We start from the raw sequence: 24,373 nt of genomic DNA, 5'->3' as shown, positions 1-24,373 counted from the left end.
GACTCAGGACTCCTTAGTCCGAAGCGAGCCGCGCCCACCGGTGGTCGCCGAGGCGGCCCGGTCGGAACGCAGGTTGCCGAGCCCGGAGATCCGCGGCGACGTGAACGCGTTGGACCGGGCCAGCACCGCGACCAGCGGATGCGTGAACAGGAACACCACCGCCAGGTCGATGATGGTGGACATGCCGAGCGTGAACGCGAAGCCCTTCACGCCACCGACGGCGAGGATGTACAGCACGACCGCGCCGAGCATCAGGACGGTGTCGGCCGACAGGATCGTCCGCCGCGCCCGGGACCAGGCCCGGGGTACCGCGCTGCGGACCGTCCGGCCGTCCTTGACCTCGTCTTTCAGTCGTTCGAAGAAGACGACGAAGGAGTCCGCCGTGATACCGATCGCCACGATGAACCCGGCGACGCCGGCGAGGCTGAGCGTGTAACCGAAGTTGCGACCCAGGAGGATCAGCGAAGCGAAGATCGTCGCCGCCGACACCACGAGGCTCAGCACCACCACCAGGCCCAGCGCCCGGTAGTAGAAGAAGCAGTACAGGATGACCAGGCCGACGCCGATGGCACCGGCGAGGAGACCGCCGCGCAGGGCCGCGAGGCCGAGCGTCGCGCTGACCGTGTCGTAGGACTCGATCGAGAACGCCAGCGGCAGCGAACCGTACTTGAGCTGCCGCGACAGCGTCTGCACGTCGGTGCGGGAGAAGCTGCCGTAGATCTGCGCGTCGCCGGAGATCACGCCCTGGATGGTCGGCGCGGAGACGACCTTGTTGTCCAGCACGATGGCGACCCGGCGCTGTTCCTCGGGGGTGCTGCCGCCGCCGTAGACCTCGCTGGTGAGCTTGGTCCACTTGTCCTGGCCACCGCTCTTGAACTTCAGCGACACCACCCAGCCCTGGCTGGGGTCGTTGCCGAAGTCGGCGCCGCTGACGTCCTCACCGAGCACCTTGGCGATGTCGAGCAGGTACTTCGTGGGGGCGCCGTTCTCCTCGCCGCACGCCACGACCTGCTGCTTCTCGTCGGTGATCGAACCGGCGGGCCGCTGGTTGAGCTTCTGGCAGGTGATCTGCGGGATGATCAGCTGGGTCTGGGCCGGCAGCACGGACACCTCTTCGGGCGTCAGCGTGCTGAACGGCGCCAGCATCTCCGGCGGGATCTGCGAGATCTGGCTCGGGTCCTGGATCTGGCCGGCGATGTCGAGCGCGTCGCCCAGCTTGGCGACCACCTGCTCACGCAGCTTCAGGGTGCGCGCGTCGACGGACGGCGAACCGCTGCCGCTCGGCGCCGCGCTGCCGCTGGCGGACTGGGAGCCGCTCGGCGCCGCGGAACCGGAACCCGAGGCGCTCGGGGCGGCGCTGGCGCTCCCGCTCGCCGACGGCGCGGCGGAGCCGGACGGACCGGTCGAGGCCGAGGCGCTCGCCGACGGGCTGGTGGTCGCGTTGGCGTCCTCACCCGACTCGTCCGCCTGGGTGCTGAGCACCTTGCGGAAGCGCAGCGTCGCCGGGGCGACGAGCTGGCGCAGCTCGGCCTCCTCGACGTCACCGGCCACCTGGACGACGATGTTCTGGTCGCCGTCGATGTTGACGGAGGGCTCGGAGACACCGGTGGCGTCGACCCGCTCGGCGATGATCCGCCGGGCCTGCTCCAGCTGCTCGCGGTCGGGTGCCTTGCCGTCGGGCGTGCTCGCCTTCAGGGTCATCGACGTGCCGCCCTGGAGGTCCAGGCCGAGCTTCGGGTCGGGCTTCTTGGAGCCCGTGAAAAAGACCAGCCCGTAGAGCACGGCGAGAATCGCCGCGAGCGCCAGGAAGTACCTCGACGCTTTGAGCTGTCCGGTGGGTGCGGCCACGGTGGTTCGGTCTCCCTGCGAATGGCGTTCCGGGTGGCGACTGCGGGTGCGTCAGTCGGAGTCGACGGCCTTGGTGGTGTCGACCTTCTTGCTGGTGGTGGCGGTGGAGGGCTCGGACTCGACAGCGGCGACCGCCTCGGTGCCGCTCTCCTCCTCGTCCGCGACGTCGTCGTCACTGTCGGCCTTGTTGACGACCGAACTGATCGCGGTACGCGCGTAGCGGTTGGTGATGCCGGTGGCCACTTCGAGAACGACGTACTCGTCGTCGATCTCCTGCACCACGCCGAACAGGCCGCCGATGGTCAGCACCTCGTCGCCGGGGCCGATGTGCGACTGCATCTCCAGCACCTGCTTGCGCCGCTTCTGCTGCGGGCGGATGAGGAGGAAGTACATGGCACCGAAGACGAGCAGCAACATGAGGAAGAAGCTGATATTGCTTCCACCACCCTGGGCCGGCGCGGCGCTGGGGATGGGCATCTCTTTCCTGGCCTTCCGTCGACCGGATCCACGTGGGCGAACCCGGTATGTAATCGGTCCGCGACACGAACCGCGGAGAGTCTAATCGGTGAAGCTGCGAGTTGGGCCAGCCCGAGATCACGGTCCAGTCACACGGAGCTTTACGTATCCAGACTAAACAAATCGTTTTGCAGGCCCGCCACCGGCGGTGGTGTCCTGCCCAGATGGTGCCACGCATGGACGGTCGCCACTCGCCCGCGGGGGGTACGGGCGAGGAGTCCGACCCTCAGGAGAAAGGGTTCGCAGACCTCGGCGACGGTGTCCGGCTGTTCTCCGACGGCGATCGCGAGGGTCGACAAACCGACCGGTCCCCCGCTGAAATTCTCCACCAGCGCTTTCAGAACGGCCCGGTCGAGCCGGTCCAATCCGAGCGCGTCGACGTCGTAAACGGCGAGTGCGGCGCGCGCGGCGTCGACATCCACCACACCGGCCCCACGCACCTCGGCGTAATCCCGCACGCGGCGCAGCAGCCGGTTGGCGATCCGCGGCGTGCCGCGCGAACGGCCCGCGATCTCGGCGGCACCTTCGGGCGTGATCGGGATGCCCAGGATGCCGGCCGAACGGGTCAGCACCCGGTGAAGTTCGGCCGGCTCGTAGAAGTCCATATGCCCGGTGAACCCGAACCGGTCGCGCATCGGCCCGGTCAGCAGGCCCGCCCGCGTCGTGGCCCCCACCAGCGTGAACGGCTCCACGTCCAGCGGGATCGCGGTGGCGCCCGGCCCCTTGCCGACCACCACGTCGACCCGGAAGTCCTCCATCGCGCTGTACAGGAGTTCCTCGGCCGGCCGGGCGATGCGGTGGATCTCGTCGATGAACAGCACGTCACCCGGGCCGAGGCTGGTCAGGACGGCCGCGAGGTCGCCGGCGCGCTCGATGGCGGGGCCGCTGGTCAGCCGCAGGCCGGTGCCGAGCTCGGCGGCGACGATCATGGCGAGGGTGGTCTTGCCGAGGCCGGGCGAGCCGGACAGCAGGATGTGATCGGGCGGCGTGCCGCGGCGCATGGCGCTGTGCAGGAGAAGTTCGAGCTGCTCCCGCACGCGCGGCTGGCCGACGAACTCCTCGAGCCGCTTCGGCCGCACGCTCGCTTCGGCGTCCCGCTCCTCCGGCGCCGCGAACGCCGAGACCATGGAGTCGGTCATTACCGGGCCCGGCCGAGGAGCCCGATGGCCTGCTTGAGCAGCACCGGAACGGCCGGCGGCGACTGCCCGTCGAGCGACTCGGCCACCTTGGCGACCGCCTGGTCGGCCTGCTGCGGTGTCCACCCGAGCCCGACCAGCGCCTCGCGCACCTGGAACGCCCAGCCGGCGCTCACCGGGGCCGCCGCCGAGACGCCCTCGACCGGGCCGACCCGGTCCCGCAGCTCCAGCACCAGGCGTTCGGCGCCCTTCTTGCCGATGCCCGGCACCCGGGTCAGCGTCGTGGTGTCGCCGGAGGCGATGGCCCGGCGCAGCACGTCCGGCGCGTGCACCGCGAGGGCGGCCTGGGCCAGCCGGGGGCCGACGCCGCTGGCGGTCTGCAGCAGCTCGAACAGCGTGCGCGCGTCGTCGTCGGCGAACCCGTACAGGGTCAGCGAGTCCTCGCGGACGACCAGGCTGGTGGCCAGCCGCGCCTCCGCGCCGACCCGCAGCCCGGCCAGCACGCCCGGGGTGCACACGACGGAGAGCCCGACGCCGCCGACCTCGACGACGGCGGTGTCCGGGGCGAGTGCCGCGACCCGCCCGCGCACGCTTGCGATCATGATCTTCCTCCAGGGTTGCGCTGGGCGGCGAGCGCGGCCGCGAGCCGGCTCTGCGCGGTCCCCCGCCACGTGTGGCAGATGGCCAGGGCCAACGCGTCGGCGGCATCGGCCGGCCGGGGCGGCGAGTCGAGCCGGAGCAGCCGGGTGACCATGGCCGTCATCTGCCGCTTGTCCGCCTGCCCGGAACCGGTGATGGCGGCCTTCACCTCGCTGGGCGTGTACATCCGTACCGGCAGTCCCGCCTGCGCCGCGGCCAGCACGGCGACCGCGCCGGCCTGCGCCGTGCCCATGACGGTGCGCACGTTGTGCTGGGCGAACACCCGCTCGACGGCCACCTCCTGCGGGCGGTGCTCGGCGATGTGCCGGGTCAGTTCCCGCGACAGGTGCAGCAACCGGTCGCCCAGCTCGAGGTCGGGGTCGGTCCGGACCACGTCGACGAAGACTAGGGTGCCCGGACGGCCCGGACGCCCGTCGACCACGCCGACACCGCACCGGGTCAGCCCGGGGTCGACGCCCAGCACCCGCACCCCACGGCCTCCTCCCGCTCGAACACCGGTTCGACCCTAGCGGCCACCCGATCGCGCGTGGACGTCGACACGCCCGCTCCCGGAGCCGCTACCGTCAGCCACCATGCAGATCGTCAGCGGGGCGGGCGCGTTCACGCCGTCGAACGACCCGGCGAAGACCGCCAACTATGTCGAGCACCTGTCCGTACCGGACCTCTCGGTCGGTACGTACTCGATCGCGGCCGGCGGTGCGGACGGGCAGGGCCCGCACACGGAGGACGAGATCTACGTCGTCACGGCGGGTCGCGCGCGGCTGGTCACGGAGTCGGGCGAGGCGGACGCGGTGCCGGGCGCCGTGCTGTTCGTGCCGGCCGGGGAGGTGCACCGGTTCGTGGAGATCAGCGAGGACTTCGCCGCGCTGGTGATCTTCGGGCCGGCCGAGTACTCGCGGGCCACGTGAGCGCCGGGGACACCGCCGCGTTCGAGGCCACGCTGTGGCGCTCGCTCGGCGTGTTCCGGGTGCTCGCGCTCACCTACGCGACCGTGCGGATCGTGGCGGGCGCGGAGACGTTCGCGAATCAGGCCGCGGGCTGGGGCGTGCTGGCCGTCATGATCGCGTGGACCGGCGCGATGCTGTGGGCGTACGGGAGTTCGCGGGTGCGGGGGTGGCCGCTGTACACCGTCGATCTCCTGGTGGCGGTGGTGCTGGTGCTGCTCAGCCGCCCGATCGTGGGCGCCGAGGCGCTCGGCGCCGGGCAGTCGATCCTGCCGGTGACGTGGCACGCGGCGCCCGTTCTGGCGTGGGCGGTCGCGGGCGGGCGGACCGTGGGCGTGATCGCGGGTGCGGTCATGGGCGTGTGCGACTTCGGGACGCAGGCGATCGACGTTCCGGGTGGTGGGTCGCCGACCGGCGCCGTCCTGCTCCTCCTGGGTGGGATGACGGTGGGTCACGTCGCCCGTCTCGCCGTCTCCGCGGAGGAACGTCTTCAGCGCGCCACCGAACTCGAAGCGGCCACCCGGGAGCGGGAACGCCTCGCCCGCGACATCCACGACTCCGTGCTGCAGGTGCTGGCCCTGGTCCAGCGGCGCGGCGCGGAGATCGGCGGCGAGGCCGCCGAACTGGGCAGACTCGCCGGCGAGCAGGAGGCGGCGCTGCGCGCGCTGGTGGCGTTCGGCCGGCCGGCGCCCGACCGGACCGGCGGCCCGGTGGACCTGCGCGCGGAGCTGGCTCGCTTCGGCGCACCGCACGTCACCCTCGCCGAGCCGGCCGAACCGGTCCTGCTCCCCGCCGCCGCGGCCGAGTGCCTGGCCGCCGCGATCGGCGCCGCGCTGGACAACGTTCGGGAGCACGGCGGGCCGGACGCGCGGGCCTGGCTGCTGGTGGAGGACGAACCCGACGCGGTGACCGTGACCGTGCGCGACGACGGCCCCGGCATCGAGCCCGGCCGGTTGGACGCCGCGGCGGCGGAGGGCCGGCTCGGGGTCGCACAGTCGATCAAGGGACGCCTCGCCGACCTGGGCGGCACCGTCGAGATCTACTCGAAACCGGGTGAGGGCACCGAGGTCGAACTCCGCGTACCGCGCACCAACTAGGGTGTGCGGCATGGGGGAGGCAATCCGCGTGATGGTCGTCGACGACCACCCGATGTGGCGCGACGGCGTCGCCCGTGACCTCGCGGCCGCCGGTTACGAGATCGCCGCCTGCCTGGGTGAGGGCGCCGCCGCGGTGCGCCTGGCCGCCGCCACCCGCCCCGACGTGGTGGTGCTCGACCTGCAGCTGCCCGACCTCTCCGGCGTCGAGGTGATCCGCGGCCTGCTCAACGCGCACCCGAGCACCCGCGTGCTGATGCTCTCGGCGAGCGGCGAGCAGCAGGACGTCCTCGACGCGGTGAAGGCCGGCGCGGCCGGCTACCTGCTGAAGTCGGCGTCGCCCGCGGAGTTCCTCGACGCGGTGGCGCGCACGGCGGCCGGTGACGCGGTGTTCACGCCCGGGCTCGCGGGCCTCGTGCTCGGCGAGTACCGGCGGCTGGCCAGCACCCCGGCGACGCCCGACGTGCCGCAGCTGACCACCCGGGAGACCGAGGTGCTGCGGCTGGTGGCGAAGGGGCTCTCCTACAAGCAGATCGCCGAACGCCTCGTGCTGTCGCACCGCACCGTGCAGAACCACGTGCAGAACACGCTCGGCAAGCTCCAGCTGCACAACCGGGTGGAGCTGGTGCGCTTCGCCATCGAGCAAGGGCTCGACGGGGAGTAACGCCTCAGACCGTGCTCTCGATGGGGAAGAGCCGGTCGAGGCCGGTCAGCCCGAGCAGGGTCTGCACGCGCGGCACCGGGTCCCGCAGCACCAGCTCGCCGCCGGCCGCCTGGGCCCGCTTGTGCAGCCGCACCAGTCCGGCGAGTCCGGTCGAGTCACAGAACGTCAGCTCGGCGAGGTCCAGCACCACGCGGCGCCCCTCGTCGACGGCGACACCCACCACCTGCTCAAGCTTCACGCAGGTGCGGATGTCCAGCTCCCCGTGGAGGCGAATCAGCCCGCCTCCGGCCGGGTCCACGTCCAACTGCGTACCGGGCTCCACCGTCACAGCCCCCATACTGCCCTGAACCGGGCCGCCTGTCCGCTTCCTGTCGCCTGTTCGGCGATGTGTGCCAACATGCCGGAACGGTCAGCGGCGGCGCGCGCCATCGAGTACGGCGTCCACCACCCGCTCCGCCAGTTCCCCCCGATCGATCTGGGTCTGAAGGCCGCCGATCGGACGTCCCGTCATGGGTGCGGACAGAACGGTCAACGTGACCTCGACGTCGAGGTCCGGGCGGAGCATGCCCTCGGCGATCCCGCGGCGCAGCACCTCGCGCACCCGCTCGCGCCGCGGCTCGATCACCTTGCGGTACCACACCTGCAGCTCGGGGCTGCGCTGCACCTGCGCGGAGAGGCAGGTGAAGACGTGGTTGCGCTTCGTCGCCGATTCGCTCGGCCCCATCGACGTCAGGAGCGCGATCAGGTCGTCCCGCACGTCCTCCCCGACCAGGTCCGGCACGGGGAGCTTGAGCGAGGCGGCCGCGTCGACGATCAGATCCTCCTTCGAGGACCAGCGCCGGTAGATGGTGGCCTTGCCGACGCCGGCCTTCGCCGCGACGGACTCGATCGACAGCGCCTCGATGGCGACGTCCTCGGCGATCAGGTCGAGAACGGCGTCGATGATGGCCTGCTCGGCGCGCGCACTGCGCGGCCGGCCCGGGGTGCGCTTGTCCGGGTCGACCGCGGCAGTGGTTGGCGTCATGGAATTCATTGTGGCGTTACACGGTGGCCTCGGCCAACGCGGGTTCCTGTGGTGTCTCCCGCTTCTGCGTCGGCGTCGGAGCGGTCGTGCTGCGGCGCGGCATCCAGGCCAGCACCACGGCGACCGAGATCGCGCCGACGAACACCGAGGCCAGCGCCACCATGTGCATCGCGTCGATGAACGCCGCGTTCGCCGGGGCGATCAGCGCCGCACCGCGCTCCCCCAGGCCGTCGGCCACGCCGTAGGTGCCGGCGAGCGACTCCTTCGCGGCCTTCGCCAGCGGTGCCGGGAGGCCGGCGACCTGGTCGTCCATCGCGTTGCGGTACGCCGCCGACAGCAGCGAACCGAGCACCGCCACACCCAGCGCGCCCCCCACCTGGCGCACGGTGTTGCTGACGGCCGAGCCCACGCCGGCCTTCTCGCGCGGCAGCGTCGACATGATCGACTCCGTGGCCGGCGGCATGACGTTGGCCATGCCCACGCCCATCAGGAAGAAGAGCGCCCCGACCGTCCAGACCGGCGTGTCGGCCCGGATCAGGGTGAACCCGACCAGCGCCAGCGTCGTCAGCGCGAGCCCGCCCGAGGCGACGAACTTCGGCCCGAAGCGGCGCACCATCGCCGCACTGCGCGGCGCGAAGATCAGCTGCGCCACCGCGAACGGCACCATCAGCCAGCCCGTCTCCAGCGGCGACAGCCCGCGCACCAGCTGCAGGTAGAACACGATGAAGAAGAACGACCCGAGCACGGCGAAGAACGCCAGCCCCACCGCGGCGGAGGCCGCCGAGAAGGCCGGGTTGCGGAACAGCCGCACGTCCAGCGACGGGTGCGTCGAGCGGCTCTCGATCCACACGAACGTCGCGAGCACCGCCACGCCGGCCACGATCGACACCCACGCCTGCGGCCGGTCGAACCCGTGCTCGCCGCCGTGGATGATGCCGTACACGAGCGCGGTGAGGCCGACGATGGACAGCAGCACGCCGCCGACGTCGATGCGCCCGGGCTTCGGGTCCTTCGACTCGGGAACGAGCACCGTCACGGCCACCACGCCGCCGATCACGATCGGCACGTTGATCAGGAAGACCGAGCCCCACCAGAACTTCTCCAGCAGGCCGCCACCGACCAGCGGTCCGATGGCCGCGCCGAGCCCGACCGCGCCGGCCCACGCGCCGATGGCACGGGCGCGTTCGCGCGGGTCGAAGACGTTCGAGATGATCGAGAGCGTGGCGGGCATGATGCCGGCGGCGCCGAGCCCCATGAACGCCCGCGCCGCGATGAGCTGCTCCGGGCTCTGCGCGTAGGCCGAGGCCAGCGACGCGGCACCGAAGACGACGAGCCCCACGGTCAGCATCAGCCGGCGGCCGATGCGGTCGCCGACGACGCCGGCGGTGAAGAGCAGGCCCGCGAAGACCAGGGTGTAGGAGTTGATCGCCCATTCCAGCTCGCCCTGCGTGGCGCCGAGGCCCTGTTCCTTGTCGGCGATCACGCGCAGGGCGGTGTTGAGCACGGTGTTGTCGAGCACCACGACGAGCAGGGACACCACGAGGACCCCGAGGATGGCCCAGCGGCGCGGGTGCCCGGTGTTCTCCGGAACGTTCACGCCTTCCCCCCAAAATTAAATACGAGACGGTTCCGTTTCACGTGGAGACTCTACGGATCTCCCCGGTAAAAACGGAACGGTCTCGTATCGAAAGTGGGTTGGGTCACATCGCGTCGCTCCGGGAATGGCGGCTACCAGCGCCTCCGGAACCGGTCCCGCCAGGCTCGCCCGTCGGGGTCGTACATCAGCCGGTACGCCGGCAGCGCCCACAGCCGCGTCGGCAGCGGGAGCCGCTCCGGCCGGTGATGCCGCAGCCGCCCCGGCGGGCGCGGCCCCTTCCGCCCGCCCTCGTGCCACGCGTCCAGGGCGTTCGCCCGCTCGGTCAGGCACCGGAAGAGCGACTCCGGATCGACCAGGTCGGCGTCGTCGTCGAGGTCCAGGTGCTCCTTCAACAGGGCAAGACGAAGATTTCGGGGATACCGGCGCGCCCCGTCCCCTCGCCCACCGGGATCGTCCGGCGCTCGACCGTCGAGTTCGCCGTCCAGCACCGCGCAGGAGAGCTCACTGTCGTGGCTCCACGAACGGCGGTTGAAGTTGTCGCTGCCCACACTGGCCCACACGTCGTCGACCACGCACACCTTCGCGTGCACGTACACCGGCGTGCCGGCGTGGTTCTCCACGTCGAACACGTGCACCCGGTCGCCGCCGGCCTTGCGGCACAGGGCGATCGCCTCCTGCCGGCCGATCAGGTTGGGCGGAAGGGCCATCCCGCCGTCGACGTCGGGGTAGCGCGGCACCACCGCCACCAGGTGCAGGTCCGGGTTGGCGCGCAGCGCCCGCGCGAACAGCCGCGCCACCGAACGGGACCACAGGTACTGGTCCTCCAGGTAGATCAGCCGCCGGGCGCGGTTGACCGCCTTGGTGTAGCCCCGGGCGATCGACCGCTCCCCCACCGGCGCGAACGGGTACCCCGGCTTGATCGCCGGATACGTGCGCAACACCTGAACGGCGTGCGGCCCGCACTCCGGCGGCGCGTCCGGCTGCTCGGGCAGCGGGTCCGGCCGCAGGTCCGCCCCGTCCAGCTTGTCCCTGGCCCAGGCCACCGGGCTGTGATGGTCCAACGGCGTCGGGTCGGTCCAGCGTTCCCGGAAGACGGTGTCGAGCGCACCCACGACCGGCCCCCGCAGCTCCAGCTGAACGTCGTGCCACGGCGGGTGCTCGCCGTAGCGCGGCGACATGTTCACGGCCTGGCGGTCGCCCCCGTGCGCGGCGTCGTCGCGGCGGCTGTGGCACAGGTCGATCCCGCCGACGAACGCCACGTCCCGCTCCGGCGCGTTCGGATGGCGCAGCACGACCAGCTTCTGATGGTGCGAGCCGCCCCGCCGGACCCGCTGGTCCAGCAGCACCTCGCCGCCGGCCTGCGCCACCTCCTCGCCCAGGTGCCTGTTCTCCTCCTCGCTGTACTGGAACCTGTCCAGGTGCGAACGCCACATCAGGCCCTTGACGACGACCCCGCGCCGGGCCGCGGCGCCGAAGAGTTCGGCCACGGTGGGGCCCTCGTCGCGCAGCCGTTCGTCGGGATCGCCCCGCCAGTCGGTGAAGAAGAGGTGATCGCCCTCCTCCAGGGCCTCCACCTCTTCCACCAGGCGGTCGAAGTACGTGGCGCCGTGCACCAGCGGCGTGGCCCGGTTGCCGGTGGTCCACAGCGGCAGCGCCGTGTCCGGGTTGTCCCGCTCGTCGGCCGCCAGGAACCACTCCGTGAGGTCTACCTCGGCCCGGCGCACACTGTCGTCTCCGCTCACCATCGCTTGGCCAGTCTCTTACGCAGCGGCCGCCCGTCGGGGTCGTATACGACCCGGTACAGCGGAACCGCCCACAGCTTCGAGAAGACGTGCAGGCGTTCGGGGCGGTGCCAGCGCAGCCGTCCGGGCGGGCGCGGGCCGACCTTGCCACCGGCGTACCACTGGTCCAGGCGGTCGGCCGACGCCGCGATCGCCTCGACCGCCTTCGACGGGTCGATCAGGTCGTCGTCCGCGCTGCCGTCCATCGGCCGGTCGAGGTGCTCGCGCCACAGCCGCAGGCGCAGTTCGCGGGCGTAGACCCGGGCGCCCTCCCCGGTGCCCGCCGGATCGACCGGCTCCCGCGGGTCGCGGGTCCCGTCGAGCACCGCGCAGGAGAGCTCACTGTCGTGCGTCCACGAACGCCGGTTGAAGTTGTCGCTGCCCACGCTTGCCCACACGTCGTCGACGATGCAGACCTTGGCGTGCACATACACCGGCGTGCCCTGCTCGTTCTCCACGTCGAACACGTGCACCCGCTCGCCGCCCGCCTTGCGGCACAGGGCGAGCGCCTGCTGACGGCCGACGATGTTCGGCGGAAGCGCCAGTGCGCCGTCCACGTCGGGGTGGCGCGGCACCACGACCACCAGGTGCAGCTCCGGGTTGGTCCTGAGCGCCCGCGCGAACAACCGGGCCACGTCCGAGGACCACATGTACTGATCCTCGAGGTAGATCAGCCGCCGCGCCCGCTTGACCGCCTTCGAGTAGCCGCGCGCGATGGAACGCTCCCCGCGCGGCGCGAACGGATAGGCCGGCTTCACCGCGGGGTACGTACGCAGCACCTGAACGGCGTGCGGCCCGCACTCCGGCGGGTCGGGCGGCGGGGGCGGCAGCGGATCCGGATCCAGGTTGGCCCCGCGCACCTTGTCGTGCAGGAACGCGAACGGGCGCTTGACGGTGAGCGGCGTCCGGTCGTTCCACCGTTCCCGAAAGGAGTGATCGAGCGCCCCGACGGCCGGACCCCGGATCTCGACCTGAACGTCGTGCCACGGGGGATGCTCTCCATAGTGCTTGGACATCGGCACGGCCTGCGGATCGCCGAGATGGCGCCCGTCGTCCCGGCGGCTGTAACACAGGTCGATCCCGCCCGCGTACGCCACGTCCCGCGCCGGATTGTCCAGATGCCGCAGCACCACGAGCTTCTGGTGATGCGAACCGCGCCGGCGCACCCGCTGGTCGAGCACCGCCTCCCCGCCCACGGCCTCGATGTTCTCGGCGACCTCGCGATTCTCCTCCTGGGAGAACTGCCCGATGTCCAGATGCGAACGCCAGAACAGCCCCCGCACCACCACCCCGCGTTTGGCCGCCGCCCGGAACAGCTCGACGACCGTCGGCCCGTCCTCGCGCAGCAACTGGTCCGGATCGCCCCGCCAGTCCGTGAAGAACAGGTGATCGCCGGGACCGAGCGCTTCCACCTCGTCCACGAGCCTGCTGAAGTAGTCGGCGCCGTGAATCAACGGCTCGACGCGGTTGCCGTCCAGCCAGGCGGGTATGGACGTGGCGGGGTTACCGCGCTGCTCGTCCGTCAGGAACCAGTCCTCGATCGACACGCACTGGTTCCTTCCCGATCCGCGAGCTTGCCAATCGGAATGGATGATCCTCCGAAGTGTGAGATGAAACCAGAGCCGCGTTACTCGGCTGAGCGTTCCTTCTCCAACTCGGAGAGCAACACCGTCCGCTGACGCACGTACGCGGGCTCCCCGCCGGTAAGCGTCAGGTGATGGATGTGCACCAACCCGTCATCGTCGTCGTGCTCGGGTGTCTCGTCCACGATCCAGTACTCCGGGATCCCCTGCCGCGCGTACCAGAGCGCCTTGTCGGTGTACTCGCCGTTTTGCGAGTGGGCGGAGACGATCTCGACGACGAGGCTGTAGGCCGAGCCGGGAAGGTTGGAGTACGACGCGAGGCCGGCCGGCAACCGGATGACCACACCGAGGTCGGGCAGGCGGAGATCGCGTGGACGGTCGCCCCGAATCCCCGGATCCTGAAAAACCTCGACACCCGCCGCGTGGAGCATCAGCAGCAGTCGCCGTGCCATCGCTTTGTGCCAGAACGTGGACGGGGTCATGATGACGAGGTTTCCCTCGTGCAATTCGTAGCGGTAGCCCTCGGGGAGAGCGGCAAGGTCGTCGACATCGATGTGCTCTATCGGCGGCAGCGTCAGACCGGTCATCGCCCGTGTGCACCTCCTCTGAACCAGCGTAGAGGCTTCGAGCGTGGCGGTCATCAGCCACCGACTCCCAGGCCGTCCACGAGTGTCCCCCTCATTGATCGACTTTGTCCGTTCGTCATGGCAAAGACGCTAGACCGGTCGACCACGGAGGGGGAACTCTCACTTTCCGCCTGTGGATAAGTGCCCCTGAAGAACCTCAGCCGACGGCGGCCATGACCTCGTCGGAGACGTCGAAGTTCGCGTAGACGTTCTGCACGTCGTCGCAGTCCTCCAACGCGTCGATCAGCTTGAACACCTTGGTCGCACCCTCGGCGTCCAGCGGCACCTGCACGCTCGGCACGAACGACGACTCCGCCGATTCGTACTCGATGCCGGCCTCCTGCAGGGCGGTGCGCACCGCCACGAGGTCGGTCGGGGCCGACACCACCTCGAACGCCTCGCCGAGGTCGTTGATCTCCTCGGCACCGGCCTCGAGCACGGCCTCCATCAGGTCGTCCTCGGACAGCTCGCCCTTGGGCACGATCACGACGCCCTTGCGCGTGAACATGTACGACACGCTGCCGGCGTCGGCGAGGCTGCCGCCGTTGCGGGTGAGCGCGGTGCGCACCTCCGTCGCGGCACGGTTGCGGTTGTCCGTCAGGCACTCGATCAGCAGCGCGACGCCGTTGGGGCCGTAGCCCTCGTAGTTGGCGGTCTGCCAGTCGGCGCCACCGGCCTCGGCACCGGAGCCACGCTTGACGGCGCGGTCGATGTTGTCGATCGGGACGCTGCTCTTGCGGGCCTTCTGGATCGCGTCGAAGAGCGTCGGGTTACCGGCCGGGTCACCGCCGCCCGTGCGGGCTGCCACCTCGATGTTCTTGATCAGGCGCGCGAACAGCTTGCCGCGCTTGGCATCGATGACGGCCTTCTTGTGCTTGGTGGTCGCCCACTTTGAGTGGCCGGACATTACCCCTCCGTCTGCTGGGCCCGCGCCATGTCCACAAAGAGACGATGGACCCGCAGGTCACCGGTGAGCTCGGGGTGGAAGGCGGTGGCGAGGACGTTCCGCTGGCGTACCGCGACGATCCTACCGTCGACCTCGCCGATCACTGTCACCCCCTCGCCCACGCGCTCCACCCAGGGTGCCCGGATGAAGACCGCGTGGACCGGCCCGTCCACCCCGCTCAGCTCGATCTCCTTCTCGAACGAGTCGACCTGCCGGCCGAACGCGTTGCGCCGCACGGTCATGTCGATCCCGCCGAGGCTGCGCTGGTCCGGGCGGCCGTCGAGCACCTCGTCGGCCAGCATGATCATGCCGGCGCAGGAGCCGAACGCGGGCAGACCCTCGGCGATGCGCTTGTGCAGCGGTTCGAACAGCTCGAAGTCGACCAGCAGCTTGCTCATGGTCGTCGACTCCCCGCCGGGGATGACGATGGCGTCGACGTCGTCCAGTTCAGCCGGACGGCGCACCGGCCGCGCGATCACGTCGCACTCGGCCAGTGCCGCCAGATGTTCCCGGACATCGCCCTGAAGAGCGAGAACCCCGATAATCATTGCTTCCCGCCCAGCCGGGGGCGCCGCCTCGTGGCGGTGCCCTCCTTCCGCTCCACTGCGCTCCGCTCCCTCCGGGCCCCGCCCGGCGCCCCCGACGCGCTCAAGTCAGCTCACCAACCGCGCGTGGCGAGGCGCTGCTCGTCGGGGAGCGTAGCGACGTTGATACCGACCATCGCCTCGCCGAGACCCCGCGAGACCTTCGCGATCACGTCGGGATCGTCGTGGAACGTCGTCGCCTTCACGATCGCCGCCGCCCGCTTCGCCGGGTCGCCCGACTTGAAGATGCCGGAGCCGACGAAGACGCCCTCGGCGCCCAGCTGCATCATCATCGCGGCGTCGGCCGGAGTGGCGATGCCGCCGGCGGTGAACAGCACGACCGGCAGCTTGCCCGTCTCACTGATCTCCTTGACCAGCTCGAACGGCGCCCGCAGCTCCTTCGCGGCGGCGAACAGCTCGGTGTCGTCGAGGATCGTGAGCCGGCGGATGTCGGCACGGATCTGGCGCATGTGCCGGGTCGCCTCGACGACGTTGCCGGTGCCGGCCTCGCCCTTGGAACGGATCATCGCCGCGCCCTCGGCGATGCGGCGCAGCGCCTCGCCCAGGTTGGTGGCCCCGCACACGAACGGCACCGTGAACGCCCACTTGTCGATGTGGTTGGCCTCGTCGGCGGGGGTCAGCACCTCCGACTCGTCCACGTAGTCGACGCCGATGGCCTGCAGCACCTGTGCCTCGACGAAGTGACCGATGCGCGCCTTGGCCATCACCGGGATGGAGACCGCGTTGATGATGCCCTCGACCATGTCGGGGTCGCTCATCCGGGAGACGCCGCCCTCGGCGCGGATGTCGGCGGGCACACGCTCGAGGGCCATGACGGCGACGGCGCCGGCGTCCTCGGCGATCTTCGCCTGATCGGCGTTGACCACATCCATGATCACCCCGCCCTTGAGCATCTCGGCCATGCCGCGCTTGACGCGGGCGGTACCGGTGACGGGCGCACTGGTGACGGGTTCGGTGGACACGGTCGATCACTCCTTGCGGAAAGCGTGGGTTCGCCCTCATCGTACGTCCGGCCGGTTGCCGGTCGCCCACGTCCAATTTCCACACCGCGGCCCGTCACCGGCCCGGGTCAGGCCCGGTCGAGCACCGGGTCGTCGATGTCGAAGTAGGCGGGGCGGGCATGCCGCCTGGCCAGCCGCAACAGGCGCACCAGGCGGCGCCGCCGCAACGACAGCGCGTCCCGGACCAGGTCGTTGTGCACCTGCCGGGCCAATGCCGCGCGGCGGCTCGCCGCCACCACATCCGCGTCGTCCGCGTGGTCGGGATCACTGCCGGCGACCTTCTTGTGGTGCTCGCGCAGGACGCGGGTGAGGTCGTTCTCGGCGGCCTCGCGCTCGTCGTGGGCGGCGTCCAGCGCCACCCGGGCGGCCCAGCGCAGCTGCTCGTCCCCCGAGGTGCCGGCCAGGGCCAGCGCGGCGGCGGCCCGGCGGACCAGGTGCGCGTCCAGGGCGGCCTGCGCGGCGGAGGCCCGGGCGTGGCACCGGTCTACCCGCCCGGACATCCAGAAGACGTAGAGGCCCAGCAGCACCACCAGCACCGCTGCCCCCGCGAGCCACCACATGGCGGGCATGCTACTTAGGATGAGCTTCGCCAGTCGGGACCGGTGTCGACGGCGTGCACCTCGATCGCCGTCGCGTACACCTCCAGCACCCGCTTCGCGAGGACCGGCCAGTCGAAGCGGGACACCGCCCGGGCGGCGCGGGCGACGAGTTCGGCGCGGGCGGCGGCGTCGTCGAGCAGGCCGGCCAGGACCTCACACAGGTCGGTGGAGTCGCCGGTCCGGAAGAGGGCGCCCGCGCGGCCGCCGTCGAGCACGGCCCGGAAGGCCTCCAGGTCGCTCGCCACGACGGGCGTTCCGGCCGCCATCGCCTCGGTCAGGATCATGCCGAACGACTCACCGCCGGTGTTGGGCGCCACGTACAGGTCGACGCTGCGCAGCATCCTGCGCTTGTCCTCCTCGGAGACGAGGCCCAGGAACACCACCCGTTCCCGGACGCCTGCCGGCACCTGTTCGAGCACGTCGTCGGGGTCCCCCGGGCCGGCGACCAGCAGCCGCAGGTCGCGCCGGCGCGCCGCCAACGCCACGAACGCCTCGCGCAACAGCGGGAACCCCTTGCGCGGCTCGGTGAACCGGCCGAGGAACCCGATCGCCCCACCGGCACCCGGCCACCCGGGCAGCGGCTCCGCCTCGGCGAACTTCGCGACCGAGACGCCGTTCGGGATCTCCCACGCGGAGCCGCCGAGGTGCTCCACCTGCACCTTGCGGGCCAGCTCGCTCACGGCGATGCGCCCGGTGATCTTCTCCAGAACGGGCTGCAGGATGCCCTGCGCGGCGGCCATGGCCCGGGAGCGCGGCGTCGCCGTGTGGAACGTCGCCACGACCGGCGCGTCCGAGTACATCGCGGCGTACATGGACAGGCCGGGGCTCACCGGTTCGTGGACGTGCACCACGTCGAAGTCCCCGGCCTGCAGCCAGCGGCGGGTGCGCATCGCCGCGATCGGCCCGAACTGCAGCCGCGCCACCGACCCGTTGTACGGCACCGGCACCGCCCGCCCGGCCGCCACGACGTACGGCGGCAGCTCGGCGTCCTCGTCGGCCGGGGCGAGCACGCTCACCTCGTGGCCCATCTCGATCAGGGTCTCGGCGAGGTCGCGGACGTGGTTCTGCACACCGCCCGGTACCTCGAACGAGTACGGGCACACGATGCCGATCCGCACGCCGGCTCCCCTCAGCCCGCGGCTCTGGCCGGTTCGGGGAGCCACATGCGTTGCAGCATGTGCCAGTCGGCCGGATGCCGGGCGATTCCGCTCGCCAGCAGGTCGGCGACGCGCTGGGTCAGTTCGCGGACGCGCTGGTCGAGCGGGCCGCCCGTGGGGGGCTCGACCGGGCCTTCCAGGGCGGCCACCGGGATGTCCTTCTCGTACCACATGTGCGCGACGTACAGCGGGCACCCGGTGCGCAGTGCCAGCAGCGCCGGCCCCGGCGGCATCCGGGTGCGCCCGCCGAAGAACGTCACCTCGACACCCCGGCTGGACAGGTCCCGGTCGGCCAGCAGCGGAACGACCGCGCCGTCGCGCACCCGCTGTTCGAGGACGTCGAGCGGCGGCTTCTCCCCGCCGGTCAGCGGGATGATCTCCATGCCGAGCGCGCGCCGGTACGCGAGGAAGCGTTCGTAGACGGACTCGGGCTTGAGGCGTTCGGCCACGGTGGTGATGGGCCAGCCCTGTGCGGCCACCCACGCCCCGGCGGCGTCCCAGTTGCCGCCGTGCGGGAGCGCCACGATCGAGCCGACCTTGTTGGCGACGTTCTCGGCGAGCATCTCCGCGCCGTCCAGACGGAAGCCGGCGCGCAACTGGTCGCGGCTCAGCGCCGGCAGCCGGAACGCCTCCTGCCAGTACCGCGCGTAGGAGCGCAGGCCCTGGCGGACCAGCGCGTCGAGTTCGGGTTCGGGCAGGTCGGGGCCGACGACGCGGCGCAGGTTGTCGCGCAGGCGCTGCGTGCCCTTGCCGCGCCGGCGGGCGGCCAGGTCGGCACCGGCGACGAAGACGGGCCGCGTCACCCCGGCGGGCAACGCCTTCACGATCCGCCAGGCGGCCCCGTAGCCGAGATCTACAAATTTACTCATGGGCGGGGGTCGGCCAGGGCGGCTTCGCGGCGCACGTGCACCACCCGCTGCACCACGGTGAACACCGACAGGACCGCCAGGATCCAGAGCACGACATGCATGCCCTGGTCGACCCCGAGCCCCTGGGTCAGCCCGCCGATGCCGATGAGCAGCAGCCGCTCCGTGCGTTCCATCAGACCGACGTTGGCGGTCAGACCGAGACCCTCGGCGCGGGCCCGGACGTACGACACGAGCTGCCCGCTTACCAGAGCGATCAGGGCCGCGACCAGTGCCCAACGGCGGTCGTTGACCGCGCACCAGTAGGCGACGCTACCGAAGACGGCGCCGTCGGCGATGCGGTCCATGCTCGAATCGAGGAACGCCCCGAACTTCGTCGGGTAGCCCCGCAGCCGCGCCATCGAGCCGTCGAGCATGTCGGTGAGGCAGGAGACGGTCACGATCAGCGTGCCGAGGAGGAGGTGACCGCGCGCACCGAAGCCGATCGCCCCGATCAGCACCCCGACGGTGCCGGTGACGGTGACGGCGTCGGGTGAGATGCCGGCGCGCAGGAGGGCGCCGGCGACCGGGTCGACCACCCGCGCAAGAGTGGACCGGGTCCCACTGAGGATCTTCGCCATGGCGGCCTCCACCTTAGCGGCCGCGGCACGGGCCGTAGTCTCCGGCGGGTCGGACAGATGGGGTTGTGTCCGACACGTTTCGGGTGTGGGATCGGCACACAACCGAAAAGTGAACTGCCTCACAGACGGCGTGAACACTACGGGTGACGGGAGGCGCGTAATGGCGCAGAAAAACCAGGACAAGGGGGTTGCCGGCGCCGCGCCGGCGGTGGAGGACCCCGCCAGGGTGCGAAATGTGGTCGTGGTCGGCCACTCCGGGGCGGGGAAGACGACGCTGGTCGAGGCGCTGCTCGCGGCGACCGGCACGGTGAGCCGGGCGGGTTCCGTGACCGAGGGGACCACCGTCTGCGACTCGGATCCGGCGTCGGTCAAGCAGCAGCGCTCCGTGGCGCTGGCCTGCGCGCCGGTCCTGCACGACGGCGTGAAGATCAACCTGCTGGACACCCCCGGATACGCGGACTTCGTCGGCGAACTGCGCGCCGGGCTGCGCGCCGCCGACGCCGCGCTCTTCGTGGTCTGCTCGGTCGACGGCATGGACGCCGCCACCGCCGCGCTCTGGGAGGAGTGCGCGCACGTCGGCATGCCGCGCGCCGTCGCGATCTCCCGCCTCGACCACCAGCGCGCCGACTTCGACGAGACGCTCGCGCTGTGCCAGCAGGTGTTCGGCGACAACGTGCTGCCGCTGTACCTGCCGATGCTCGGCGACGACGGTCACTCGGTCGAGGGACTCATCGGCCTGATCACCCAGCGGGTCTTCGACTACTCCGACGGGTACCCCGCGCAGGTGCGCGAGCCCGACCCCCAGCACCTCCCGCTGATCGAGGAGTCCCGCAGCACGCTGCTCGAGGGCATCATCGCCGAGAGCGAGGACGAGTCCCTGATGGACCGTTACCTCGCCGGCGAGACGATCGAGACCGACGTGATCATCGAGGACCTGGAGAAGGCCGTCGCGCGCGGGCACTTCTACCCGGTCGTTCCCGTCTGCGCCGAGACCGGTGTCGGCCTGGAGGGCCTGCTGGAGGTGATGACCAGGGGCTTCCCGTCGCCGCTGGAGCATCCGTTGCCGGTCGTCACCGGGATCGACGGTTCGCCGCGCGACGTGCTCACCTGCGACCCCGACGGGCCGCTCGCCGCCGAGGTCGTCAAGACCACCATCGACTCCTACGTCGGTCGGGTCACCCTGGTCAGAGTCTTCAGCGGAACGCTCACGCCGGAGTCCGTGATCCATGTGAGCGGCCACGGGATGGCCGAGCGCGGACACCCCGACCACGACGCCGACGAACGCTTCGCCCACCTGTACACGCCGCTCGGCGCCACCCTGCGGGAGACGCCCAAGTGCGTCGCCGGCGACATCTGCGCCGTCACGAAGTCGACCACCGCCGAGACCGGGGACACGCTGTCCGGCAAGGAACATCCGCTGCTGATGGCCCCGTGGGAGATGCCCGAGCCGCTGCTGCCCGTCGCGATCGTGGCGAAGACCCGTTCGGACGAGGACGCGCTCGCCAAGAACCTGCACCGGCTCGTCGCCGGTGACCCCACGCTGCGGCTGGAACGCAACGCCGAGACGCATCAGCTGGTGCTGTGGTGCATGGGCGAGGCACACGCCGACGTGGTGCTCGACCGGCTCAAGGCGGGCGGCGTGGACCTCGACACCGAGCCGGTGCGGGTGGCGCTGCGCGAGACGTTCCAGGGGCGGGCGAAGGGGCACGGCCGGCACGTCAAGCAGAGCGGCGGCCACGGCCAGTACGCCGTGTGCGACATCGAGGTCGAACCGCTGCCGCGCGGCTCCGGGTTCGAGTTCGTCGACAAGATCGTCGGGGGTGCGGTGCCGCACAACTACATCCCCTCCGTGGAGAAGGGCGTGCGGGCCCAGATGGAACGCGGCATCGCCGCCGGCCAGCAGGTCGTGGACCTGCGCGTGACGCTCTTCGACGGCAAGGCGCACTCGGTGGACTCCTCCGACGCGGCCTTCCAGACGGCCGGTCAGCTGGCGCTCAAGGATGCCGCCGAGCACACCACGGTCAGCCTCCTCGAACCGGTCGACGAGGTGGCGATCCGCGTGCCGGACCAGTTCGTCGGCGCGGTCATGAGCGACATGTCGGGGCGCCGCGGGCGGGTGCTGGGCACCGAGGCCGACGAGGAACACGCCGACCGCACGGTGGTGCGCGCCGAGGTTCCCGCGACGGAACTGGTGCGCTACGCCGTCGAGCTGCGCGCCATGACGTCGGGCGCGGGAACGTTCAGCAGGTCGTTCGCCCGCTACGACCTGATGCCCCACAACCTGGCCGAACAGGTCAAGAAAGAGCACGCCAACCGCTGACCGCAGCGCTTGCGCGGGAGTATGGACGTGGCCTCCGCACAGGAGGCCACGCTTCATCATCTTCACCGGATCTTCGTCACGCGGGCGTCAATCCACGGGTTGATTCATCCCTTAGGGGACGGCCAGGCATCAGCGAGCATTTTTCGGGTGTCGACCAGGAGCTGCGGCAACACCTTCGTCCGGCCGACGACCGGCATGAAGTTGGTGTCGCCGCCCCACCTCGGCACCACGTGCTGGTGGAGGTGGGCGGCGATGCCGGCACCGGCGACGGAGCCCTGGTTCATGCCCAGGTTGAAGCCGTGCGCGTTGCTGACGGCGCGGATCACCCGCATGGCCGTCTGGGTGAACGCGGCGACCTCGGCCGTCTCGGCGGCGTCGAGATCGGTGTAGTCCGCCACGTGCCGGTACGGGCACACCATCAGGTGACCCGGGTTGTACGGGTACAGGTTCAGCACCGCGAACACCGTCTCCCCGCGGGCGACCACCAGCGACTCCGCGCTGTCGTCCGCGGGGATGCGGCAGAACGGGCACCGTTCACTCGACTCGTCCGTCGGCCGGTCGTCGCCCTTGATGTACGCCATGCGATGTGGCGTCCAGAGGCGTTCCAGCTCGTCAGGCTGCACTGGGCCCCACATTGACGCGGGACTCCACGATCTCCACCACGTGCGCGACGGCTTCCTCGATCGGCACACCGTTGCGCTGCGAGCCGTCCCGGTACCGGAACGAGACCGTGTTGCCGGAGACGTCCTCGTCGCCGGCCAGCACCATGAACGGGATCTTCTGCTGCTGCGCCGTGCGGATCTTCTTCTGCATGCGGTCGTCGGAGTGGTCGACCTCGGCCCGGATGCCCTTCTTGCGCAGGGCGGTGACGAACTCTTCGAGATAGGGCGCGTGGTCGTCCCGGATCGGGATCCCCACCACCTGCACCGGTGCCAGCCACGCCGGGAACGCACCGGCGTAGTGCTCGGTCAGCACGCCGAAGAAGCGTTCGATGGAGCCGAAGAGCGCCCGGTGGATCATGACGGGCCGCTGCCGCCCGCCCTCGGCCGCCGCGAACTCCAGCTCGAAGCGCTCCGGCAGGTTGAAGTCCACCTGGATCGTGGACATCTGCCAGGTGCGCCCGATCGCGTCCTTCGCCTGCACCGAGATCTTCGGCCCGTAGAACGCCGCACCACCCGGGTCGGGCACCAGTTCCAGCCCGCTGTCCTGGGCCGCCTGACGCAGGGCCTCGGTGGCGCGTTCCCAGTTCTCGTCGGTGCCGACGGACTTCTCCGGGTTGCGGGTCGACAGTTCCAGGTAGAAGTCGTCGAGCCCGTAGTCGCGAAGCAGCCCCAGCACGAACTGCAACAGCGACTTCAGCTCGCCCGGCATCTGCTCCTCGGTGCAGTAGATGTGGGCGTCGTCCTGGGTCATGCCGCGCACCCGGGTCAGCCCGTGCACCACGCCCGACTTCTCGAACCGGTACACCGACCCGAACTCGAACAGCCGCAGCGGCAGTTCGCGGTACGACCGGCCGCGGGACCGGAAGATCAGGTTGTGGAACGGGCAGTTCATCGGCTTCAGGTAGTACTTCGCGCCCTCCATCTCCATGGGCGGGTACATGCCGTCGGCGTACCAGTCGAGGTGCCCCGACACCTCGAACAGCTTCGACTTGGTGATGTGCGGCGAGTTGACGAAGGAGTAGCCCTCCTCCTCGTGCCGGCGCCGCGAGTAGGACTCCAGCTCCCGCCGGATGATGCCGCCCTTGGGGTGGAACACCGCCAGCCCGGAGCCGAGCTCGTCCGGGAACGAGAAGAGGTCCAGGTCGGCGCCGAGCTTGCGGTGGTCGCGGCGAGCGGCCTCTTCGAGCAGCTTCTGGTACACCTTGAGCGCGTCGCGGGTCGGCCACGCCGTGCCGTAGATCCGCTGCAGCTGCGGGTTCTTCTCGCTGCCGCGCCAGTAGGCGGCCGCGGAGCGCATCAGCTTGAACGCCCCGATCAGTCGCGTCGTCGGCAGGTGCGGCCCCCGGCACAGGTCGGACCAGCAGACCTTCTCCGTCTGCGCGTCGAGGTTGTCGTAGATGGTCAGCTCTCCCCCGCCGACCTCCATGACCTCGTCGGTGTCGACGTCGCTCTTCACGTCGACGAGTTCGAGCTTGTAGGGCTCGTCCGCAAGCTCTGCCTTGGCCTCGTCGACCGACGCGAAGCGCCGCCGCCGGAAGCGCTGCCCCTGCTTGATGATCTCCTGCATGCGCTTCTCGAGCTTGCCGAGATCCTCCGGCTGGAACGGCTTCGCCACGTCGAAGTCGTAGTAGAACCCGTGCTCGATGAACGGCCCGATCCCCAGCTTCGCGCCCGGGAAGAGGTCCTGCACCGCCTGCGCGAGCACGTGCGCGGTCGAGTGGCGCAGCACGTTGAGGCCGTCGGGGCTGCTCATCGGGACGGCCTCGACGACCGTCTCGGTCTCCGGCGCCCAGTCCAGGTCGCGCAGCCGCCCGTCGGACTCGCGCACCACGACGACGGCGTTGGGGCCGTTGGCCGGCAGCCCGGCCGTGGCCACCGCTTCCGCGGCCGTCGTGCCGGCCGGCACGGTGACGCGGTCGGGCGGGGCAGCGGCGGGTGCAGACACAGTGGACTCCTAGGAGAGCGTTCGGCTTTGCGACGATGCTATCCGCCCGGCCGTCCGCCGGTGCTGACGGTGGGCCCCCGTACAGCGTCAGGAGCTTTATTTACGCACGTCCGCCGGGCGCACGACCGCCCGCTCCCGCGCGCACCGCTCCGGGCCGGGCCGCTTCGCGTGCCCGGCCG

The 24,373-nt window shown here is 70.9% G+C and carries 24 protein-coding genes; 4 read left to right on the top strand and 20 right to left on the bottom strand.

What is annotated here, in order from left to right:
* Positions 1–3: 3 nt before the first annotated feature.
* The 5 genes from secD to ruvC form a co-directional block, all read right to left on the bottom strand.
* Positions 4–1,848, bottom strand: a complete 1,845-nt coding sequence (secD, locus tag Val02_RS23165; RefSeq protein ID WP_203901268.1) for a protein translocase subunit SecD — start codon at positions 1,846–1,848, stop codon at positions 4–6.
* A gap of 51 nt (positions 1,849–1,899) precedes the next feature.
* Complete coding sequence (gene yajC / locus Val02_RS23160; RefSeq protein ID WP_203901267.1) at positions 1,900–2,325, bottom strand: preprotein translocase subunit YajC; 426 nt, start codon at positions 2,323–2,325, stop codon at positions 1,900–1,902.
* A 140-nt stretch (positions 2,326–2,465) separates the two neighbouring features.
* Positions 2,466–3,503 carry a Holliday junction branch migration DNA helicase RuvB gene (gene ruvB / locus Val02_RS23155; RefSeq protein WP_203901266.1) on the bottom strand — a complete coding sequence of 346 codons (1,038 nt, stop codon included), beginning with the start codon at positions 3,501–3,503 and terminating at the stop codon, positions 2,466–2,468.
* Positions 3,503–4,102: a Holliday junction branch migration protein RuvA gene (gene ruvA / locus Val02_RS23150; protein WP_203901265.1), complete on the bottom strand. Its 600-nt coding sequence runs from the start codon at positions 4,100–4,102 to the stop codon at positions 3,503–3,505. Before ruvA ends, ruvB begins: the two co-directional genes overlap by 1 nt.
* Positions 4,099–4,629: a crossover junction endodeoxyribonuclease RuvC gene (gene ruvC / locus Val02_RS23145; protein ID WP_203901264.1), complete on the bottom strand. Its 531-nt coding sequence runs from the start codon at positions 4,627–4,629 to the stop codon at positions 4,099–4,101. Before ruvC ends, ruvA begins: the two co-directional genes overlap by 4 nt.
* Positions 4,630–4,732: 103 nt before the next feature.
* On the opposite strand from ruvC, the gene Val02_RS23140 reads away from it, so the two are divergent.
* From Val02_RS23140 to Val02_RS23130, 3 genes are read left to right on the top strand one after another with little or no spacing between them, the layout of a single operon-like run.
* The gene (locus Val02_RS23140; protein ID WP_203901263.1) at positions 4,733–5,068 is read left to right on the top strand and encodes a cupin domain-containing protein; all 336 of its coding nucleotides are present in this window, start codon (positions 4,733–4,735) and stop codon (positions 5,066–5,068) included.
* Positions 5,065–6,201 carry a MacS family sensor histidine kinase gene (gene macS, locus Val02_RS23135; RefSeq protein WP_239153271.1) on the top strand — a complete coding sequence of 379 codons (1,137 nt, stop codon included), beginning with the start codon at positions 5,065–5,067 and terminating at the stop codon, positions 6,199–6,201. Before Val02_RS23140 ends, macS begins: the two co-directional genes overlap by 4 nt.
* Before the next feature lie 10 nt (positions 6,202–6,211).
* Complete coding sequence (locus tag Val02_RS23130) at positions 6,212–6,862, top strand: response regulator (RefSeq protein WP_239153270.1); 651 nt, start codon at positions 6,212–6,214, stop codon at positions 6,860–6,862.
* Positions 6,863–6,866: 4 nt separating this feature from the next.
* Here the strand turns inward: Val02_RS23130 and Val02_RS23125 are convergent, their stop codons facing one another.
* From Val02_RS23125 to pgsA, 13 genes are all read right to left on the bottom strand, one after another.
* A complete protein-coding gene (locus tag Val02_RS23125; RefSeq protein WP_203901262.1) occupies positions 6,867–7,190 on the bottom strand; it encodes an STAS domain-containing protein in 324 nt (107 codons plus the stop codon).
* Between the two features lie 81 nt (positions 7,191–7,271).
* Positions 7,272–7,886, bottom strand: a complete 615-nt coding sequence (locus tag Val02_RS23120) for a TetR/AcrR family transcriptional regulator (protein WP_239153269.1) — start codon at positions 7,884–7,886, stop codon at positions 7,272–7,274.
* Positions 7,887–7,902: 16 nt separating this feature from the next.
* Positions 7,903–9,483 (bottom strand): MFS transporter, encoded by a 1,581-nt coding sequence (locus tag Val02_RS23115; protein WP_203901260.1) that lies wholly within the window; start codon positions 9,481–9,483, stop codon positions 7,903–7,905.
* Positions 9,484–9,614: 131 nt separating this feature from the next.
* The gene (locus tag Val02_RS23110; protein WP_203901259.1) at positions 9,615–11,228 is read right to left on the bottom strand and encodes a phospholipase D family protein; all 1,614 of its coding nucleotides are present in this window, start codon (positions 11,226–11,228) and stop codon (positions 9,615–9,617) included.
* Positions 11,222–12,811, bottom strand: coding sequence for a phospholipase D family protein (locus Val02_RS23105; RefSeq protein ID WP_203901258.1), 1,590 nt, complete (start codon positions 12,809–12,811; stop codon positions 11,222–11,224). Before Val02_RS23105 ends, Val02_RS23110 begins: the two co-directional genes overlap by 7 nt.
* Before the next feature lie 80 nt (positions 12,812–12,891).
* On the bottom strand, positions 12,892–13,434 hold the full coding sequence (locus tag Val02_RS23100; protein ID WP_203901257.1) for a Uma2 family endonuclease: 543 nt from the start codon (positions 13,432–13,434) through the stop codon (positions 12,892–12,894).
* A gap of 196 nt (positions 13,435–13,630) precedes the next feature.
* Positions 13,631–14,380 carry a YebC/PmpR family DNA-binding transcriptional regulator gene (locus tag Val02_RS23095; RefSeq protein WP_203901256.1) on the bottom strand — a complete coding sequence of 250 codons (750 nt, stop codon included), beginning with the start codon at positions 14,378–14,380 and terminating at the stop codon, positions 13,631–13,633.
* Positions 14,380–14,967, bottom strand: a complete 588-nt coding sequence (gene pdxT, locus Val02_RS23090; protein ID WP_203901255.1) for a pyridoxal 5'-phosphate synthase glutaminase subunit PdxT — start codon at positions 14,965–14,967, stop codon at positions 14,380–14,382. Before pdxT ends, Val02_RS23095 begins: the two co-directional genes overlap by 1 nt.
* Positions 14,968–15,077: 110 nt before the next feature.
* Positions 15,078–15,986, bottom strand: coding sequence for a pyridoxal 5'-phosphate synthase lyase subunit PdxS (gene pdxS, locus Val02_RS23085; protein WP_275415603.1), 909 nt, complete (start codon positions 15,984–15,986; stop codon positions 15,078–15,080).
* Positions 15,987–16,093: 107 nt separating this feature from the next.
* Complete coding sequence (locus Val02_RS23080; protein ID WP_203901254.1) at positions 16,094–16,594, bottom strand: hypothetical protein; 501 nt, start codon at positions 16,592–16,594, stop codon at positions 16,094–16,096.
* Positions 16,595–16,599: 5 nt separating this feature from the next.
* On the bottom strand, positions 16,600–17,742 hold the full coding sequence (locus Val02_RS23075) for a glycosyltransferase family 4 protein (protein WP_203901253.1): 1,143 nt from the start codon (positions 17,740–17,742) through the stop codon (positions 16,600–16,602).
* A gap of 11 nt (positions 17,743–17,753) precedes the next feature.
* Positions 17,754–18,650 (bottom strand): phosphatidylinositol mannoside acyltransferase, encoded by an 897-nt coding sequence (locus Val02_RS23070; RefSeq protein ID WP_203901252.1) that lies wholly within the window; start codon positions 18,648–18,650, stop codon positions 17,754–17,756.
* Entirely contained in the window at positions 18,647–19,267 is a 621-nt protein-coding gene (gene pgsA, locus Val02_RS23065) for a phosphatidylinositol phosphate synthase (protein WP_203901251.1), read from the bottom strand. Before pgsA ends, Val02_RS23070 begins: the two co-directional genes overlap by 4 nt.
* A 160-nt stretch (positions 19,268–19,427) precedes the next feature.
* Here pgsA and Val02_RS23060 point away from each other — a divergent pair, with 160 nt between their 5' ends.
* Positions 19,428–21,587: an elongation factor G-like protein EF-G2 gene (locus Val02_RS23060; RefSeq protein ID WP_203901250.1), complete on the top strand. Its 2,160-nt coding sequence runs from the start codon at positions 19,428–19,430 to the stop codon at positions 21,585–21,587.
* Between the two features lie 104 nt (positions 21,588–21,691).
* On the opposite strand, the gene Val02_RS23055 is transcribed toward Val02_RS23060, so the two are convergent.
* A complete protein-coding gene (locus tag Val02_RS23055; RefSeq protein WP_275415604.1) occupies positions 21,692–22,168 on the bottom strand; it encodes an HIT family protein in 477 nt (158 codons plus the stop codon).
* A gap of 31 nt (positions 22,169–22,199) precedes the next feature.
* Positions 22,200–24,194, bottom strand: coding sequence for a threonine--tRNA ligase (gene thrS / locus Val02_RS23050; protein WP_203901248.1), 1,995 nt, complete (start codon positions 24,192–24,194; stop codon positions 22,200–22,202).
* Positions 24,195–24,373: the final 179 nt, after the last annotated feature.

The organism is Virgisporangium aliadipatigenens (assembly GCF_016863615.1).
In the GTDB taxonomy this organism is placed as follows: Bacteria; Actinomycetota; Actinomycetes; order Mycobacteriales; family Micromonosporaceae; genus Virgisporangium; species Virgisporangium aliadipatigenens.
Note: the sequence above shows the minus strand (reverse complement) of the source record. Positions and strands in the feature narration are given on the sequence as shown.